The organism is Streptomyces sp. NBC_01089, assembly GCF_045162975.1.
GTDB lineage: Bacteria > Actinomycetota > Actinomycetes > Streptomycetales > Streptomycetaceae > Streptomyces.
This window is the reverse complement of record NZ_CP108660.1, coordinates 2806923-2825216: the sequence shown is the minus strand read 5'-3', so window position 1 is coordinate 2825216 and position 18294 is coordinate 2806923. Positions and strand designations below refer to the sequence as shown.

Here is an 18294-nt window from a genome sequence, read left to right as displayed (position 1 = left end):
CCGGAGACTCCTGCCGGGCCGCAGCCGCAGCTCTCGCGGTGGACCGGCGTGACCGGCAGCATCAGCGACATCGGCTCGTCGCTGTCCGCCCCGGTGAGCCGGCGCACCAGCCGTTCCACCGCCTCCTCGCCCATCCGCCGCATCGGCTGCCGCACCGTCGTGAGCGCGGGACGGACCAGTCTGCTGAGCGGGATCCCGTCGAAACCGGTCACCGCCACATCCCCGGGCACCCGCACCCCGCGCCGCTCCAGGGCGTGCAGGGCGCCCGCCGCCATCTGGTCGTTGGCGAAGAGCATGGCCTGCGGCGGACCCGCACTGTCACGGTCGAGCAGCACGCCGGCCGCCCGCGCGCCCTCCGCCTGCGTCATCATCGGGACCCGCAGATCGGGCTCGTCGGCCACCGGCAGACCGGCCGACCTGCACGCCTCCTGATATCCGCGGAAGCGGGCCTCGGCGTCCGGCGAGTCCCGCTCGCCCGCGATGAAGGTGAGCCGCCGCAGCCCGTGGTCCTCGATGAGGTGGCGCGTCAGCTGCCGCTGGCCGTCGGAGTTCGCGGCCTCGATGTGGTCCAGGTGGTCTATCTCGCGGGGCCCGGCGAGCATCACCACCGGCAGCCGCCGCGAGATGACCTCCAGGTCCTCGGTCGGCACGGTCCTGGCCAGGACGGCGAACCCGTCGACCCGCCCCGCCACCTTCGCGACCAGGCTCTCCGGGCCGCCCTTGAGCGAGGCGGCGATCAGCAGCGCGTACCCGTGCCGCCGCGCGGCCCGCTCCATGCCGCGGATGATCTGGTCGGAGTAGAGCATCGCGGCGTTGTCGTCGGTCTCGTCGTCCGCCCCGGTGTCGGTGTCCGGGTCGGCGTAGTCGGGGAAGCAGAGCCCCAGCACCCCGGTGGAGCGGCTGGCCAGGCCCCGGGCGTTCCCGCTCGGTACGTACCCCAGCTCGCGGGCCGCAGCGAGCACCCGCTCGCGGGTCTGGGCCCGCACCGAATCCGGGTTGCGGTACACCCGGGACACGGTCGCGATGGAGACACCGGACCGCTCGGCGACGTCGTACACCGTAGGGGCTGTGCTCACCCGATCGACCGCCTGATCCTCGTCCCGGCACCGGTCCGCCCGGTGCCCCGGGCGCTGGGCGGACGCTCAGCGCCCGTGGGGCCTGTCCGCGGTCCGGGACATCTCGTCCGGATCATGGAATGGTCCCACGCATGAAAGCGCATTCACCCTAGGCGCGGACCCGGCGCCCGGGCAAGCCCGGACCTGCGGTCTCCGGCCCCGCCCGGCCGCCGGGACCGTACTCACTCGTGAGGGACCGTCCTCACTCGCGGCGGCGTCCGATCTTGTTCCCCAGCCAGACCAGCGGGTCGTACTTCCGGTCCACGGCCCGTTCCTTCAAGGGGATCAGGGCGTTGTCGGTGATCTTGATGCCCTCCGGGCAGACATCCGTGCAGCACTTGGTGATGTTGCAGTAGCCGAGCCCGTGCTCCTCCTGTGCGGTCCGTTTGCGGTCGAGTCCGGCGTCCGCCGCGGCATCCAGCGGGTGCATGTCCAGTTCGGCGACCCGCATCAGGAACCGCGGGCCGGCGAAGGCCGCCTTGTTCTCCTCGTGGTCGCGCACCACGTGGCAGGTGTCCTGGCAGAGGAAGCACTCGATGCATTTGCGGAACTCCTGCGAGCGCTCCACGTCCACCTGCTGCATCCGGTACTCGCCCGGCTTCACCCCCTCGGGCGGTACGAAAGCGGGCACCTCGCGGGCCTTCGCGTAGTTGAACGACACATCCGTCACCAGGTCCCGGACGACCGGGAACGCCCGCAGCGGGGTCACGGTGATCGTGTCCGTCCGCGCGAAGACGGACATCCGCGTCATACACATCAGCCGTGGCCGGCCGTTGACCTCCGCGCTGCACGAACCGCACTTGCCGGCCTTGCAGTTCCAGCGCACCGCCAGATCGGATGCCTGCGTCGCCTGGATGCGGTGGATGATGTCGAGGACCACCTCGCCGTCGTTCACCTCGACGGTGAAGTCCCTCAGCTCACCGCCGTCCGTGTCCCCGCGCCAGACCCTGAAGCGTGCTTCGTACGAACTCACTCGTACAACTCCTCTTCGGCGAGGTACTTGACCAGCTCTTCCCGCTCGAAGAGGGCGAGCAGGTCCTGACGGATCGGCACGGTCTGTTTGCGGACGAGCACGATCCGGCCCGCGTCCGGCTCCGCCGGGGGCTGACCGGCGGTCGCCTGGGCCTGACCTGCGGTCGTCTGGGCTTGACCTGCGGTCGTCTGGGCTTGACCTGCGGTCGTCTGGTCCTGTCCGGCGGCTGTCCGGGCCGGTCCGGCTGCCGCAGGACCGGCCAGCCGGCACAGCAGATTGATCCCGCGCCAGCTGTGCTCCATGGCGGGGAAGTCCTCGCGGGTGTGGCCGCCGCGGCTCTCGGTCCGTTCCAGCGCGGCCCGTGCGACGCACTCGCTGACCAGCAGCATGTTCCGGAGGTCCAGCGCGAGATGCCAGCCAGGGTTGAACTGCCGGTGCCCCTCGACCCCGGCCCGCCCTGCACGTATCCGCAGCGCCGCCAGTCTCTCCAGGGCCTGCTCCATCTCGGCCTCGCGGCGGATGATGCCGACCAGGTCGTTCATGGTCTGCTGGAGTTCCTGGTGGAGGGTGTACGGATTCTCCGCCGCAGCCCGTGCCGCAGCCCGTGCCGCAGCCCCTGCCGCAGCCCCTGGCCCTGCCGTCGTATCCGTCCCGCTTCCCGCGTCGGGGCTCTCGGCGCTGAAGGGCCGCAGCGCCTCGGCCGCCGCCGCGTCGATCCGGGCCTCGTCGACCTGCGGCCGTACGGGGAGTGACGCCGAGTGCCGCGCGGCGTGGAGCCCGGCCCGGCGGCCGAAGACCAGCAGGTCGGAGAGGGAGTTGCCGCCGAGCCGGTTGGACCCGTGCATCCCGCCCGCGACCTCGCCCGCCGCATAGAGCCCCGGCACACCGAGTGCCGCCGCGGTCTCCGAGTCCACCGCGATCCCGCCCATCACGTAGTGACAGGTCGGTCCGACCTCCATCGGCTCGGCGGTGATGTCGACATCGGCCAGCTCCCTGAACTGGTGGTACATCGAGGGCAGTCGGCGCTTGATGACCTCGGCGGGCATCCGCGTCGACACATCGAGGTAGACCCCGCCGTGCGGCGAGCCGCGGCCCGCCTTCACCTCGGAGTTGATGGCGCGGGCCACTTCGTCACGCGGCAGCAGCTCGGGCGGCCTGCGGTTGCTGTCCGGGTCCTCGTACCAGCGGTCGCCCTCCTCCTCGGACTCCGCGTACTTCTCCTTGAAGACATCGGGAATGTAGTCGAACATGAACCGCTTGCCCTCGCTGTTGCGCAGCACCCCGCCGTCGCCGCGCACCGACTCGGTGACCAGCAGCCCCTTCACCGAGGGCGGCCAGATCATCCCGGTCGGGTGGAACTGCACGAACTCCATGTTCAGCAGGGGCGCGCCCGCGAGCAGCGCCAGCGCGTGGCCGTCGCCGGTGTACTCCCAGGAGTTCGACGTGACCTTGAACGACTTGCCGATACCGCCGGTGGCGAGGACCACGCTGGGCGCTTCGAGGACGAAGAACCGGCCCGACTCGCGCTGGTAGCAGAAGGTGCCCGCGACCCGTTCGCCCGTGGGGGAGCCGCCGTCCGGCGTGGCCGCGGCGTCACCCGCTGCGCCACCGGCGGCGCCACCCGCAGTGGATCCGCCGTCCGCAGTGGATCCGCCGTCCGCCGCGGCCCCGTCCTCCGCCGCGGGCCCGTCCTCTGCCGCCGTGGTGAGGATCCGGGTGACCGTGCACTCCTGGAACACCTTCAACCGCGCCTCGGGGTCGCCGCATTCACGCGCGTCCTCCTGCTGGAGCGAGACGATCTTCTGCTGGAGGGTGCGGATCAGCTCAAGGCCCGTCCGGTCGCCGACGTGGGCGAGGCGCGGATACTCATGGCCGCCGAAGTTGCGCTGGGAGATCTTCCCTTCCGGGGTGCGGTCGAAGAGCGCGCCCCAGGTCTCCAGTTCCCAGACCCGGTCGGGCGCCTCCTGGGCGTGCAGTTCGGCCATCCGCCACTGGTTGAGGAACTTCCCGCCGCGCAGGGTGTCGCGGAAGTGCACCTGCCAGTTGTCGCCCGAGTTCACATTGCCCATGGAGGCCGCGATCCCGCCCTCGGCCATGACCGTATGGGCCTTGCCGAAGAGCGACTTGCAGATCACGGCGGTCCTGGCGCCCTGTTCGCGGGCGGCGATGGCGGCGCGCAGCCCGGCGCCGCCCGCGCCGACGACCACGACGTCCCACTGCTGCCGGTCGAGCTGAGTCGTCATCCAAAAAACCTCATCTAGAAGAACCTCGGATCGTCGAAGACACCGGAAGCGACGAGATAGACGTAGAAGTCGGCGACCGCGATGCTGATCAATGACGCCCAGGCGAGCTGCATATGACGGGCATTCAGCTTGCTGACCCAGCCCCAGAGCCGGTAGCGCACGGGGTGCCGCGAGAAGTGCTTGAGGCGGCCGCCCACGATGTGCCGGCAGGAGTGGCAGGAGGCGGTGTACGCCCAGATCAGTGCGGCGTTGACCACGAACACCACCGAGCCGAGGCCCATATGGCCCCAGTGGTAGTGCGCGTCGCGGAAGGTCAGCACCGTGTCGTACGTCAGGATCCCGGCGATGACCACGGCCGCGTAGAAGAAGTACCGGTGGATGTTCTGCATGATCAGCGGGAAGCGGGTCTCGCCGCTGTACTTCTTGTGCGGCTCGGCCACCGCGCAGGCCGGCGGGGACGCCCAGAAGCCCCGGTAGTACGCCTTGCGGTAGTAGTAGCAGGTCAGCCGGAAGCCCAGCGGGAAGACCAGGATCAGGATGGCGGGGGAGATGCCCCACCAGCTGCCGAAGAGGTCCCAGTCGGGGCCGTGCCGCATGGGTACGCACTTCTCCGCCAGGCAGGGGGAGTAGAAGGGCGAGACGTAGGGCGCCGTGTAGTAGTCGGCGTTCGCGAAGGCCCGCCACGTCGAGTACACGACGAAGAGGAGCAGCCCGGCCGCGGTGGCGGCGGGCGAGAGCCACCAGCGGTCGGTCCGCAGATGGCGGGCCGCGATGGCGGCGCGCGAGGCGTCGTGGACGCCCGTGCCGGGGCTGGGCCGGGGTTCCGTGCCAGTTGCCAACGGGGACTCCACTTCGTCGGCCGATCCGGGATCAGGGGGCGTGCCGGTCGCGGGCGCCGATCCCCTCGTCGTCCACGTAGTCGCCGGTCGCGGATGACGCGGCGGCCGACCAGAGCGTGGTGTCGTACGGGGCATCGGAGATGGTGACCAGATCGGGGCAGCCGGCCGCGGGGCCCGCGGCCGGTACGGCTTCGCGCAGCAGGGCGAGGCTCTCGCGCAGATGACCGGCGTCGGTACGGACCCGGCGGATCTCCAGACCGCCGCCGAGCCGCTCCTCCAGCGGGCCGAGCGAGCGGACCAGCTCATCGAGACAGCGCTGAGCGGCGGTCACATCGTCGTGCAGGGGCATGACTTGCCTCACTTCCGCCGGTGCGGACGGCAAACGAGCGCGCGTCGGAGAGTGTCGCGCGTCACATCACGCTTGTGAAGGGATACGGACGGATCCGCCGGGAGCCGGGGGCGCACCCCGGGGGCGTGTGTCCGTACGAGCGCCCCCTCATTGCTCCGCACGGGTGGGGTTCGGGCGGTGTCCCGCCGTGTCTCCCACGGGCGGTGCGGGGTCTCCCCTTCAGTGAAGGGGTCATAGGTGTGATCAACATGAAATGCCACCAAACCCGAAGATTCGCGTTCATTCCCAGCAGGGACGGGATTCCCGGCAGGGATGAGCGGGGTCGGCCCCGGAGGTATCAGCCATGTCCCACGTCGGCGTCCCACACGGGAGAGCGAAGCGTCGCAGCGTCGCGCTCCTCGCCACCGGTGTACTCGCGCTGCCCGTGCTGGCCGGGTGCGGTTCGAGTGATGAGCACGGCAGCAGCGCGAAGGCGGTGGGCCCCGACATCGCGACGGCTTCGCGGGCCCGGGTCGCCGACGGCGGCACCCTGCGCTGGGCGGTCGACACGATGCCCGCCACCCTGAACACCTTCCAGGCCGACGCCGACGCGTCCACCTCGCGGATCGCGGGCGCGGCGCTCCCCGCGCTGTTCACGCTCGACCGCTCGGGGAAGCCGCAGCTGAACGGCGACTATCTGGAATCGGCCAAGGTCATCAAGCAGGAGCCGAAGCAGGTGGTCCGCTACCGGATCAACCAGAAAGCGGTCTGGAGCAACGGCCGGGAGATCGGGGCTCCCGACTTCGTGGCCCAGTGGCGGGCGCTCAGCGGCAGGGACTCGGGGTTCTGGACCGCGCGCAACGCCGGGTACGACCGGATCGAGAAGATCGAGAAGGGCAAGAACGACCTGGAGGTGGAGGTCACCTTCAACAAGCCGTACGCGGACTGGCGTTCGCTCTTCACGCCGCTGTACCCGAAGGAGGTCATGAGCACCCCCGACGCCTTCAACGACGGGGCGCGCAAGAAGCTCACGGCGACGGCCGGGCCCTTCAGCATCAAGAGCGTGGACGCGGGGGACAAGAAGGTCGAGCTGGTACGCAACCCGCACTGGTGGGGGCAGCCCGCCAAGCTCGACTCGCTCGTCCTGACCGCCGTACCGGCCGAGGAGCGCACCGCTGCCCTCACCGCGGGCTCCCTCGACCTGGCGGACATCAGCGGCCCGGACGCCGGCCGGATCACCCTCGCGGACAAGGACGGGAACAACGGGCAGCCGCTGACCCACGGCCCCGGCAGCGAAGTACAGCCGGCCGACGCCCTGCTGAACTGGGCGGCGGCGCACGGCGCGGACGGCCCGCAGGCCGAGGAGGCCGCGAGCCGGGCCGCCGAGCAGACCCGCAAGGACCGCCAGGAGTACGCCAGGCAGCAGAAGGCCCTGCACGGCTATGTGATCCGCAAGTCCCTGGAGCCCGCCTTCACCCAGCTGGCCATGAACGGCAGCTCGGGCCCGCTCGCCGACGAGCGGGTCCGCCGGGCGGTCGCCAGGGCGCTGGACCGCAAGGAGATCGCATCGGACGTACTGAAGCCGCTCGGGCTGCCCGCCCTGCCGCCCGGCAGCCATCTCGCGCTGGCCGGCCAGGAGGACTACGCGGACAACAGCGGGGCCATCGGTGACCACAACCCGCGGCAGGCCCAGGCGCTACTGGCCGACGCGGGCTGGAAGCCCGGGGGTGCGCGCGAGACGGGGCAGGGCACCAAGGCCGGAAGCAAGCCGGAGGCATCGGGCAAGCCGGCGGAGTCCGGGAAGCCCGCGGAATCGGGGAAGCCGGAGGCGTCGGCCAAGCCCGCGGAATCGGGGAAGCCGGAGGCGTCGGGGAAGCCGCAGGCATCGGCCGAGCCCGCCGCGTCGAAGTCACCGGCGGGCTCGCTCGATGATTCCAAGTCCGACTCCAAGTCCGACTCCAAGTCCGACTCCAAGTCCGACTCCAAGTCCGACTCCAAGTCCGACTCCAGGTCCGACTCCAAGTCCGGAGCCGCGTCCGGTGACGAGAAGCACCAGGTGGCGGGCGCGTACGCCCCCAAGGGCACCGCCGCCCCGGCCGCCGCCGCACCCGCCGCTGTGCTCGCCAAGAACGGCAAGCCGCTGACGCTGCGCTTCGTGCTTCCCTCGGGCCCCGGCTCCGAGGTGCTCAACAGCGTCGGCACCAAGATCACCCAGGAGCTGGACGCGGTCGGTATCCGTACGGTGGTCAGCAAGGTCGACAGCGCCGGCTACTTCAAGGACCACGTCGCGTCCGGCGACTACGACCTGGCGCTCTACTCCTGGCCCGCCACCGCCTACCCGGCCACCGACGCCCGGCCGATCTACGCCAAGCCGGGTGTCGCGTCCGACGGCTCACTCATGGTCGACCAGAACTACACCCGGGTCGGCACCGAGCGCATCGACCAGCTCTTCGACCGGGCGTCCGGCGAGTTGAACGAGAAGGCCGCACGGGACCTGGTGAAGCAGGCCGACGCCCATATCTGGGCCACCGCCGGATCGATTCCGCTCTATCAGCGACCGGAACTCGTCGCCGCGAAGCGCGGTGTCGCGAACGCCGGAGCCTTCGGTTTCGCCGCCCCCGTGTACCAGGACATCGGCTTCCTGAAGTCCGCCAAGAAGTCCTGAGCGGCCACAGCCGACCGGCCCCGAACCCGGCTGGGACTGCGCATCACCGCAGGTCGTCGCGGTGATCCCGGGTCCTGGACGGGGGCCGGACCCGACCACTCCACTTGCCCGCCGGCCTTGCCGGCGGGCAAGCTGGTGTCCCGCGCCGCAAGCCGGCCCGCGAGACCCGCCCCGCCCCCGCGTGACCCTTGGCACACAGGGGCCGGGGGCCGGTAACCAGCGCCCGGGAAGCCCCGGGCGCGCAGGCCCCGTACCATGGGACTGGCCGTGGCGCGTCCGCCCGGCGGGCGTACCAGGACAGACGCCGCATCCCACGAGCTGAGAGAAGCGCAAGCCACCCATGCCCACGCGCCACGACATCCGTAACGTAGCCATCGTCGCCCACGTCGACCACGGCAAGACCACCCTGGTCGACGCCATGCTCAAGCAGGCCGGCGCCTTCGCCGCGCACGCCGCCGAGCACCTCGACGACCGCATGATGGACTCGAACGACCTGGAGCGTGAGAAGGGCATCACGATCCTGGCCAAGAACACGGCCGTGAAGTACCACCCCAAGGATGGCGGCGACGTCATCACGATCAACATCATCGACACCCCCGGCCACGCCGACTTCGGTGGTGAGGTCGAGCGCGGTCTCTCGATGGTGGACGCGGTCGTTCTCCTCGTCGACGCCTCCGAGGGACCGCTGCCCCAGACCCGCTTCGTGCTCCGCAAGGCCCTGGACGCCAAGCTGCCGGTCATCCTCTGCGTGAACAAGACGGACCGCCCGGACTCCCGGATCGACGAGATCGTCAACGAGACGTACGACCTCTTCCTGGACCTGGACGCCGACGAGGACCAGATCGAGTTCCCGATCGTCTACGCCTGCGCGCGTGACGGCGTCGCCTCGCTGACCAAGCCCGACGACGGCACCGTCCCGCAGGACAGCGACAACCTGGAGCCGTTCTTCTCCACGATCCTCTCCAGCGTCCCGGCGCCGGAGTACGACGCGGACGCCCCCCTCCAGGCGCACGTCACCAACCTCGACGCGGACAACTTCCTCGGCCGTATCGCACTCTGCCGTGTCGAGCAGGGCGAGCTGCGCAAGGGCCAGACCGTCGCGTGGATGAAGCGCGACGGCACGATGTCCAACGTCCGCATCACCGAACTGCTGATGACCGAGGCGCTCACCCGCAAGCCGGCCGAGAAGGCCGGTCCCGGCGACATCTGCGCCATCGCCGGTATCCCGGACATCATGATCGGCGAGACCCTGGCCGACCCCGAGAACCCGATCGCGCTGCCGCTGATCACGGTGGACGAGCCGGCCATCTCGATGACCATCGGTGCCAACACCTCGCCGCTGGTCGGCAAGGGCGGCAAGGGCCACAAGGTCACCGCCCGGCAGATCAAGGACCGCCTGGACCGCGAGCTGGTCGGTAACGTCTCGCTCCGCGTCCTGGACACCGAGCGCCCCGACGCCTGGGAGGTCCAGGGCCGTGGTGAGCTCGCGCTCGCCATCCTGGTCGAGCAGATGCGCCGCGAGGGCTTCGAGCTGACCGTCGGCAAGCCCGAGGTCGTCACCAAGCAGATCGACGGCAAGACGCACGAGCCGATCGAGCGCATGACGATCGACTCGCCGGAGGAGCACCTCGGCGCCATCACCCAGCTGATGGCGACCCGCAAGGGCCGTATGGAGACCATGACGAACCACGGTTCGGGCTGGGTCCGTATGGAGTGGATCGTGCCGTCGCGCGGCCTGATCGGCTTCCGTACGGAGTTCCTCACGCAGACCCGTGGCACCGGCATCGCGCACTCGATCTTCGAGGGCCACGAGCCGTGGTTCGGTGACCTGCGGACCCGCCACAACGGCTCGCTCGTCGCGGACCGCGCGGGCGTCGTGACGCCGTTCGCGATGGTCAACCTCCAGGAGCGCGGTGTCATCTTCACGGAGGCCACCACGGAGGTCTACGAGGGCATGATCATCGGTGAGAACTCGCGCGCCGACGACATGGACGTGAACATCACCAAGGAGAAGAAGCTCACCAACATGCGTGCCGCCTCCGCGGACACCACGGAGAACGTGGTGCCGGCCAGGAAGCTGTCGCTCGAGCAGTCGCTGGAGTTCTGCCGCGACGACGAGTGCATCGAGGTGACCCCGGAGACCGTGCGTATCCGCAAGGTCGTCCTGGACCAGAAGGAGCGCGGCCGCAGCGCCTCACGCGCCAAGCGCTGACCCCGCCCCGCCGGGGCCTGCCCCCGGACCCCGCCCGGCCCTCCACCACGACTGGTGGGGGGCCGGGCGTCTTACGTTCTGATCAGAGTGCCTGGTCGCCCGAGCTCATTGAGCTGGTTGCGGATGCGGCGGACTGTTCCTTCGTGACGCTTGGAAGGGCTCACCATGGCGAGGAACGGTCCGCTGGGGCCGATCTCGACCTTCCAGGATCCCTCCAACTGCTCGGCATACGCAGTGAGGTCCTCGGCGATCGCGCGCATCGTCGCGTAGTCCATGTCCGAAGCGTAGTGAGAGCGGCGCCCGGACATCCGCTGTTCCTGGCCGGTCCGCCGTCAGGCCGGTCCCCGGTACCGGTGCACCATGACCGCTGGGTCCTGGCTCCAGGGTGCGTGGACCGTGGCCGTGCGGGTCCAGCCCAGGCGTTCGTAGAGCGCGACCGCCGCGGTGTTGGCGGTGACCACGTCCAGGACCGGCCGCAGGCTCGACTCCCTTGCCGCACGGGTGGCCTGGTCCATCAGCAGTTCGCCGAGCCGGTGGCCGCGGGCGGCCGGGGAGACGTACAGCCGGTTCACCTCGCAGGTACCCGCCCCCTCACCCGGCGACAGCACCGCGTGCCCGGCCACCTCTCCGCCGACCGCGGCCACCCAGGCGCCGAGCAGCCCGTCCGGCGTGAGCCAGCCGGCCGGGTCGGCCGGCCAGTGGACGGGGTAGCCGTCCACGGCGTGCACGTCGGCGAGGATCCGGACACACGCGTCCAGGTCCGAGTCGTGGCGGGGACGGACATGAGCAGTCATCGGAGCCATCGAAACACATGTCGCTTGCACGGCGGGAGCCCGGACTGTTGGGTGAGCGGATGACGAGTGGCACCGATCACCGCAGCCCTGGCCGTACGCATGCGCCCACGGGCGGAAAGGTCATCTTCCTGAACGGCACGTCCAGTTCGGGCAAGTCGAGCACCGCCACCGAACTGCTGCGCATCCTGGACGGCCGGTACTTCCATCTCCCGGTGGACGCCTTCCACGCGATGCGTTCGAAGCGGGAGATCCCGCCGCACGAGCTCCAGGACGTCATCGACAGCACCTGCCGCGGCTTCCACCGGGCCGCCGCGGGCATGGCGGCCGGAGGCAACAACATCGTGGTGGACCATGTGTTCAGCCGGAGCTGGCGGCTGGCCGACTGCCTCTCCGTCTTCGTACCCGAAGATGTCCTCCTGGTCGGGCTCCGCTGTCCGCTCCCGGAGCTGGAGCGGCGTGAGCGGGAGCGCGGCGACCGTACGCCGGGGCAGGCGGCCATGCAGTACGACCAGGTCCACGCGCACGGCCTGTACGACATCGAATGCGACACCGGTGTGCTGAGCCCGCTGGAGTGCGCGGAGCGGATCAGGGACCTGCTGCCCGTCAGCCCGCGTCCGACCGCCTTCCAGCAATTGCGGGACCGGCTGCTGACGCGGGACGCCCCGCACGGATAGCGGGGCACAGCACAGCGCCCCGCACAGCCGTGCGGGGCGCTGTCAGGGCCCCCAGGGGGCGGCCGCGGCCCCGGAGGGCCGTGGTGGGGTGGTCAGGGCGCGGCCGGGGCGTCCTCCGGGAAGTGGCAGGCGGTGAGGTGGCCGGGCTTGCTGTCGGTCAGCTGGACGAGCGGCGGCTCGTCCGTGGCGCACTTCTCGGTGGCCTTCCAGCAGCGCGTACGGAACCGGCAGCCGCTCGGCGGGTTCAGCGGCGACGGGACGTCGCCGACCAGCCGGATGCGGTTGTCCTCCTTCACCGTGCCCTCGTCGGAGACCGTGGCCTCGGGGACGGCGGAGAGCAGCGCGCGCGTGTACGGGTGCCGGGGCGCGCTGTACAGCGTCTCGCGGTCGGCGACCTCGACGATCTTGCCGAGGTACATGACGGCGACGCGGTGCGAGAAGTGCCGGACGATCGCCAGGTCGTGGGCGATGAAGAGGAAGGAGATCCCCATCTCGCGCTGGAGTTCCTGCAGGAGGTTGACGACCTGGGCCTGGATGGAGACGTCGAGCGCGGAGACCGGCTCGTCGGCCACGATCAGCTTGGGTTCCAGGGCGAGGGCGCGGGCGACGCCGATGCGCTGGCGCTGGCCGCCGGAGAACTCGTGCGGGAAGCGGTTGTAGTGCTCCGGGTTGAGACCGACGATCTCGAGCAGCTCGCGGATGCGGTGCTCGCGGCCGCCCTTGGGGTTGATGTTGTTGATCTCCATCGGACCGCCGACGATCTTGCCCACGGTCTGCCGGGGGTTGAGCGACGAGTAGGGGTCCTGGAAGATCATCTGGATCTCGGAGCGGACCGGCGCCAGTTCCTTGCGGGAGGCGTGCGTGATGTCCTTGCCCTGGTAGCTGATCTTGCCGCCGGTCGGCTCCATCAGACGGGTTATCAGCCGTCCGGTGGTGGACTTGCCGCAGCCGGACTCGCCCACCAGGCCGAGTGACTCGCCCTGGTGGACGGCGAAGTCGAGGCCGTCGACCGCTTGAACGTCCGCGACCTTGCGCTTGAACGGGAATCCGCCCATCACCGGGAAGTACTTGGTCAGGCCGGTGACTTCGAGCAGGGGGGTGTCGGTGGTCATGTTGGTTCGTTTCCCTTTGGCTCTGGGTCAGCTCAGCCGGGGCTGGATCTGGTCGGCGAAGATGTCCTTCTTCTGGGCTGGGCTGAGGTGGCAGGCGGAACCGCGCCCCGCGGCGATCTCCAGAGGCGGCCGCTGAGTGGAGCAGCTGTCCCCGTCGACCTGGTCCTTGAAGGTGCACCGGGGGTGGAAGCGGCAGCCCGTCGGCGGGTTCAGCAGGCTGGGCGGGGTGCCCGGGATCGGCATCAGCGGGATGTCGACCGGGCCCTTCAGGCTCGGCATCGAGCCGAGCAGCCCCCAGGTGTACGGGTGCTGGGGCGCCCGGAGCACCTCACGCTTGGTGCCGCGTTCCACACAGCGGCCGCCGTACATCACCAGCACGTCGTCCGCGATGTCGGCGATCACGCCGAGGTCGTGGGTGATGAAGACGATGGCGGTGCCGAACTCCTGCTGGAGGTCCTTGAGCAGGTCCATGATCTGCGCCTGCACGGTGACGTCCAGGGCGGTCGTCGGCTCGTCCGCGATCAGCAGTTCGGGGTCACAGACCAGCGCCATCGCGATCATCGCGCGCTGCCGCATACCGCCGGAGAACTGGTGCGGGTAGTCGTCGACCCGCAGGTCGGGCTGTGGAATGCCGACCCGGGTCAGCATCTCGACCGCCCGCTTCCGGGCCTCCTGCTTGGAGGCGCCGGTGTGCTTCCGGTACGTCTCGCTGATCTGCCGGCCGACGGTGTGGTACGGCGACAGCGAGGCCAGGGCGTCCTGGAAGATCATCGCCATCTTGTTGCCGCGCAGCCGCTCCAGCTCCCGCTCACTGGCGCCGAGCAGCTCGGTGCCGTCGAGCCTGATCTCGCCGGTGATCTCGGTGCGGTCCCGGTCGTGCAGGCCCAGGATCGTCAGGTTGGTGACGGACTTGCCCGAGCCGGACTCGCCGACGATGCCGAGAGTCTTGCCCTTCTCCACGTCGAAGGAGAGGCCGTCGACGGCCTTGACTGTGCCGTCCTCGGTCGAGAAGTGGACCTTTAGGTCCCTGACAGAGAGGAAGGGCTGCTGATCGGTGCTCGTCACGAGGACGCTCCAGGAAGTGTTGCGGGGATCGGGGGTGGGGCAAGGCGGCGGGAGCGGGTCAGGCGAGACGGATCCGCGGGTCGATGAGGCCGTAGATGGCGTCCACGAAGATGTTGAAGAAGACGATCGCCGCGGCTGCCACGAGCGTGACACCCAGGAGCATGGGCAGATCGCTTCTGTTGACGGACTGCACCGCGAGCTGGCCGATCCCCTGGATGCTGAAGACCTGTTCGGTGATGATCGCGCCGCCGATCAGCGTGCCCAGGTCGATACCGAAGATGGTGACGATGGGCCCCATGGCTCCGCGCCAGGCGAAGCGGAAGAAGACCGAAGCCCGGGAGAGGCCCTTGGCGCGCGCCGTTCTGACGTAGTCCTCGGTGAGCTGTTCGACCAGCTGCGAGCGCGTCATACGCGTGTAGTTCGCCGTGAAGATGATGGAGAGCACCAGCCATGGCAGCAGCAGTCCGGACGCCCACTTGACCGGGTTTTCCGTGATCGGCGTGTACGAGGGCTGGTCGAGCAGCCCCATCTGCTGGACCAGGATGAACATCGCGATGTAGCCGACGAAGTAGATCTGCAGCGAGGAGCCGAGCAGCGAGACGGAGCTGGCGATCTTGTCGAGCGCCTTGCCCTGCTTGACGGCGGCGATCATGCCGGCGCCGACACCGATGACGAGGAAGAAGACGGCGGAGCCCAGCGCGAGCGAGATCGTGAGCGGCAGCCGGTCCAGGATCGTGCCGAGGACGGGCTGGCGGTTGGTGAAGGAGTAACCGAGGCAGGGGGCCGGGCAGTGGCCGTAGTTCCCGTAGTCACGGCCCGCGAAGATGCCGACCAGCCAGTGCCAGTACTGGACGGGCATCGGGTCGGCAATGCCCAGGTTGTGCCGGATCTGAGTGAGCAGCTCGGGCGTGCAGGTCTTGCCGCAGGCCATGCGTGCCGGGTCACGGGGGATCGCGTAGAAGAGGTAGAAGACGATGGCGCTGATGACCAGCAGGATGACGATAGCGCCGGTCACGCGGCGGAGAAGAAATCGAAGCATGGGGTCGTGACTTTCCGAGTGGGGCGCCGTCGCCGAGGTGTAGGGAGCGGGGAAGGGCCGGGGCCGGGGGAGGGCAGCCGATCGGGCCGCCCTCCCCCGGATGACGTGCTACGCCTTGATGTAGAGCTTGGTCAGCGAGATGCCGGTGTTGCCCAGGTCATAGACCAGGCCGCCGACCTTGGAGCCGTGCATCCAGTTCCGGATCGGCCAGTAGTCCGGGACGACAGCCGCCAGTTCCATGATCTGGCGGTCGATGGCGCCGAATGCCTTGTCGGCCGCTTCCGGGTCGGTGATCTTGGCTGCGGCGTCGATGGCCTTGTTGACGCTCGCGTTGTTCAGCTGCGGCCAGTTCGAGGAACCGTTGGCGATCACGCGGCCGTCGAAGGTGGGCTGCAGAGCGGTGTAGCCGCCCGGCCAGTCCGCGGACCAGCCGGCGGAGAACATGTCGTAGGTGTTGTCGAGCTGGGCGATCTGCGTGTAGAAGGTCGTCTTGTCGACCTGCTTGGTCACCGGGGTGAAGCCCGCCTTGGTGAGCGCGTTCTTGATCGCGACGGCCTGCTTGACGGCGTTGTCGGACTGCTGGAAGGCGATGACGACCTTCTGCCCGAGCTTGCCCGCCTCCTTCAGCAGTGCCTTGGCCTTGACCGGGTCACCGGTGGGCTTGGCCTTCTTGCCGTAGAGGTCGAAGTTGCTGTGTCCCGGGGTGAGCGGGCTGATGATCGTGGTGGCGATCTCGGAGGAAGCGGTGCCACCCCGGATCAGCTGGGTCTGCTGCAGCGGCCACGCGTAGTTGAGCGCCTGGCGGACCTTGACGTCCTTGATGCGCGTGGTGTTGATCGCGTAGTAGTAGGTCGCCGTGTCGAGGTGCGTCAGCACCTGCTTCTTCAGCTTCGCGTCGCCGAGCACCTGCTGGATGCGCTCGGGGGCGACCTCATTGGTCAGCGACACCGTGTGCTGGTCGTTGCCCTGGTTCGCGATGTAACGGTCTGTTGACGCCAGTGCCTGGAAGCCGAACTGGAACTTGAACATGTCCGGGTAGGCGTTACGGATCGGGTCGGTCTTGGCGTCCCAGTGCGGGTTGCGCGAGCACGTCATCGACTTGCCGACCTGACGGCTGTCGATCTTGTACGGACCGCAGGAGAACGGCTTCTTGTCGTAGTCCTCCTTGGTGTCGTGCTTCTTCGGCACCAAGGAGAAGGCGCGCATGCCGAGCATGAAGTTGAAGTCGCCGCGCGGCTCATTGAGATGGAAGGTGACGGTCTTGCCGCTGGTCTCGATCGAGTCCAGGTGCTTGCCCTCGTACGGGCCCTTGTACTTGTCACCGCCGACGAGCCAGGTCTGCGGGTAGCGCGGGCCGTACGTGATGAAGCTGGCGAAGAGCCGCTCGAAGGTGTGGCGGACGTCCTCGATCGTGACGTCGGAGCCGTCCTCCCACTTGGCGCCGTCCTTCAGCGTGAAGGACCACGTCTTGCCGCCGTCCTTCATCGTGCCGGCGTCGGTGGCGAGGTCGCCCACGAGGGTGGTGGTGCCGTTGTCCGCGACCTTGTAGCCGACCAGGCCGCGCATGATGATCGATGTGCACCAGCCCGTATAGGCCTCCCAGACCTGCGCGGGGTCCAGGTGGTCGTTGTCGATCAGGTCCATCGTATAGACGGTGCCGCCCTTGGAGGCGCCCTGGACCTCGGGGGCAGGGCCGGTGGAGTCCGCCTTGGTCCCGACCTCGATCTTGCCTATGTTGCCCTTGCTGACGTTCGGGGTGTCCTTGCCACCACTGCCGTCGCCGCCGCCACCGCCGCCGCTGCATGCGCTGAGGACGGAGGAGCTGGCGGCTGCCACCCCGGTGGCGATGAGGAAGTTTCTACGGGAGAAAGACATGGCGTATCGGTCCTTGGGATCGGTGGACGAGGCAGGTGCGACAGGCCGGACCACAGCGGCCGGGCTGTTGGAGCGGAGGTCAGCGCTTCGACTTGGGGTCGAGCGCGTCGCGTACCGAGTCGCCGAGCAGATTGAAGGCGAGCACGAAGATGACCATGGAGATGCCCGGGAAGAGCATGAAGGTGATGTCGTCCGTGTAGTAGGACGAACCACGCGCGATCATGACGCCCCAGTCCGGGGTCGGGTCGATCATGCCGACACCGAGGAAGGCGAGACCCGCCTCCGCGGTCACCATGGCGGGCAGCGCCAGGGTGGACTGGATCAGGATCGGCGTCCAGAGGTTCGGAAGCAGCTCCTTGAAGATGATCCGCGCAGGGGATGCGCCGGTCACCTTGGCCGCCTCGACGAACTCCCGTTCACGCAGGGCCAGTACCTGCCCGCGCAGCAGACGTGCCATCGAAGCCCAGCCGAAGCCCGCGAGGACGATGATCAGCGAGATCGCTCGCAGCGAGGTCGGAATGTCGTCGTCCGGGCCCACGAAGAGCCCGTACATCACCGGCATGAAGGCGATGAAGAACAGCGTCGACGGGAACGACAGCAGGATGTCGATGATCCGGCCGATGAAGTAGTCCGTCTTGCCGCCCAGATAGCCGGCGGTGATGCCGACGACCACACCGACGACGGTCAGGAGGATCGTGATCGCTGCGGCGATCATCAGCGAGGTGCGGATTCCGTAGAGCAGGAACGTGAAGACGTCCCGCCCCAGCGACGGCTCGAGGCCGAACCAGTAGTCGCTGCTGATGCCGCCGTTGGGCTTGACCGGATAGCCGAAACCGTTGAGCAGCCCGGGGTTGTCCTGGCCGTACGTGTCGTACGGGTTCTTCCCGTACAGCTTCGCGATCAGCGGTGCGGCAATGGCGATCACGAAGAAGAACACGACGATGCAGGCGGATATGAAGCCTGTCTTGTCGCGCTTGAAACGCCGCCAAGCCAGTTGGCTCGGGCTCCGGGCGTCGGCGCCCTTGTTCGGGCTGTCGGGCTGCCGGGACCCCTCAACGATATCGGTGGCAGTGGTGTCCACCGGAACGAGGGGGGCCGGGGATGGCGTGGTCATCGAACTCCTGTCCCCGTACGGAAAGCGGCATCCTCCGGGCAGGAGGAGCTAAGGGGTTGGAACGGACCCAATCAATCGAGTTGACAACGGTCAATGCGCGTAGCAACTCCACACCTGGTCTTTAGGTTCTTGACCTTGTTTTGAGAGAAAAAAGATGACCTCTGGGTGGACATCGGATTTACGAAAACCGCAAATCATGCGATCTCGGACAGCTGCGTCCGGTCAAAGGTGTGTCCATTTCGTTAT

14 protein-coding genes and 1 pseudogene are annotated in these 18294 nt (G+C 68.8%); 3 read left to right on the top strand and 12 right to left on the bottom strand.

What is annotated here, in order from left to right:
• Positions 1 to 17: 17 nt before the first annotated feature.
• The 5 genes and pseudogenes from OG510_RS12380 to OG510_RS12360 all read right to left on the bottom strand — a co-directional run.
• Positions 18 to 1058, bottom strand: a pseudogene (locus OG510_RS12380) (LacI family DNA-binding transcriptional regulator); the annotation flags it as partial.
• A 259-nt stretch (positions 1059 to 1317) separates the two neighbouring features.
• Positions 1318 to 2088 carry a succinate dehydrogenase/fumarate reductase iron-sulfur subunit gene (locus OG510_RS12375; protein ID WP_406136823.1) on the bottom strand — a complete coding sequence of 257 codons (771 nt, stop codon included), beginning with the start codon at positions 2086 to 2088 and terminating at the stop codon, positions 1318 to 1320.
• Complete coding sequence (locus OG510_RS12370; RefSeq protein WP_406136822.1) at positions 2085 to 4331, bottom strand: fumarate reductase/succinate dehydrogenase flavoprotein subunit; 2247 nt, start codon at positions 4329 to 4331, stop codon at positions 2085 to 2087. Before OG510_RS12370 ends, OG510_RS12375 begins: the two co-directional genes overlap by 4 nt.
• A gap of 14 nt (positions 4332 to 4345) precedes the next feature.
• Positions 4346 to 5170, bottom strand: a complete 825-nt coding sequence (locus OG510_RS12365) for a hypothetical protein (protein WP_406136821.1) — start codon at positions 5168 to 5170, stop codon at positions 4346 to 4348.
• Positions 5171 to 5201: 31 nt separating this feature from the next.
• On the bottom strand, positions 5202 to 5519 hold the full coding sequence (locus OG510_RS12360; protein WP_406136820.1) for a hypothetical protein: 318 nt from the start codon (positions 5517 to 5519) through the stop codon (positions 5202 to 5204).
• A gap of 343 nt (positions 5520 to 5862) precedes the next feature.
• On the opposite strand from OG510_RS12360, the gene OG510_RS12355 reads away from it, so the two are divergent.
• Both OG510_RS12355 and typA read left to right on the top strand, forming a co-directional pair.
• Positions 5863 to 8163 (top strand): ABC transporter substrate-binding protein, encoded by a 2301-nt coding sequence (locus tag OG510_RS12355; RefSeq protein ID WP_406136819.1) that lies wholly within the window; start codon positions 5863 to 5865, stop codon positions 8161 to 8163.
• A 340-nt stretch (positions 8164 to 8503) separates the two neighbouring features.
• A complete protein-coding gene (gene typA, locus OG510_RS12350; RefSeq protein WP_164263001.1) occupies positions 8504 to 10375 on the top strand; it encodes a translational GTPase TypA in 1872 nt (623 codons plus the stop codon).
• Between the two features lie 71 nt (positions 10376 to 10446).
• On the opposite strand, the gene OG510_RS12345 is transcribed toward typA, so the two are convergent.
• Positions 10447 to 10650, bottom strand: a complete 204-nt coding sequence (locus OG510_RS12345; RefSeq protein ID WP_406136818.1) for a hypothetical protein — start codon at positions 10648 to 10650, stop codon at positions 10447 to 10449.
• A gap of 57 nt (positions 10651 to 10707) precedes the next feature.
• Entirely contained in the window at positions 10708 to 11169 is a 462-nt protein-coding gene (locus OG510_RS12340) for a GNAT family N-acetyltransferase (RefSeq protein WP_406136817.1), read from the bottom strand.
• Between the two features lie 59 nt (positions 11170 to 11228).
• On the opposite strand from OG510_RS12340, the gene OG510_RS12335 reads away from it, so the two are divergent.
• Entirely contained in the window at positions 11229 to 11843 is a 615-nt protein-coding gene (locus OG510_RS12335) for an AAA family ATPase (protein ID WP_406136816.1), read from the top strand.
• Positions 11844 to 11935: 92 nt separating this feature from the next.
• On the opposite strand, the gene OG510_RS12330 is transcribed toward OG510_RS12335, so the two are convergent.
• From OG510_RS12330 to OG510_RS12310, 5 genes are all read right to left on the bottom strand, one after another.
• A complete protein-coding gene (locus OG510_RS12330) occupies positions 11936 to 12955 on the bottom strand; it encodes an ABC transporter ATP-binding protein (RefSeq protein ID WP_406136815.1) in 1020 nt (339 codons plus the stop codon).
• Between the two features lie 27 nt (positions 12956 to 12982).
• Positions 12983 to 14020 carry an ABC transporter ATP-binding protein gene (locus OG510_RS12325; RefSeq protein WP_406136814.1) on the bottom strand — a complete coding sequence of 346 codons (1038 nt, stop codon included), beginning with the start codon at positions 14018 to 14020 and terminating at the stop codon, positions 12983 to 12985.
• A 58-nt stretch (positions 14021 to 14078) separates the two neighbouring features.
• Positions 14079 to 15059: an ABC transporter permease gene (locus OG510_RS12320; protein ID WP_406136813.1), complete on the bottom strand. Its 981-nt coding sequence runs from the start codon at positions 15057 to 15059 to the stop codon at positions 14079 to 14081.
• A gap of 108 nt (positions 15060 to 15167) precedes the next feature.
• On the bottom strand, positions 15168 to 16934 hold the full coding sequence (locus tag OG510_RS12315) for an ABC transporter substrate-binding protein (protein WP_406136812.1): 1767 nt from the start codon (positions 16932 to 16934) through the stop codon (positions 15168 to 15170).
• Between the two features lie 79 nt (positions 16935 to 17013).
• Positions 17014 to 18048 carry an ABC transporter permease gene (locus OG510_RS12310; RefSeq protein WP_406136811.1) on the bottom strand — a complete coding sequence of 345 codons (1035 nt, stop codon included), beginning with the start codon at positions 18046 to 18048 and terminating at the stop codon, positions 17014 to 17016.
• Between the last annotated feature and the right edge of the window lie 246 nt (positions 18049 to 18294).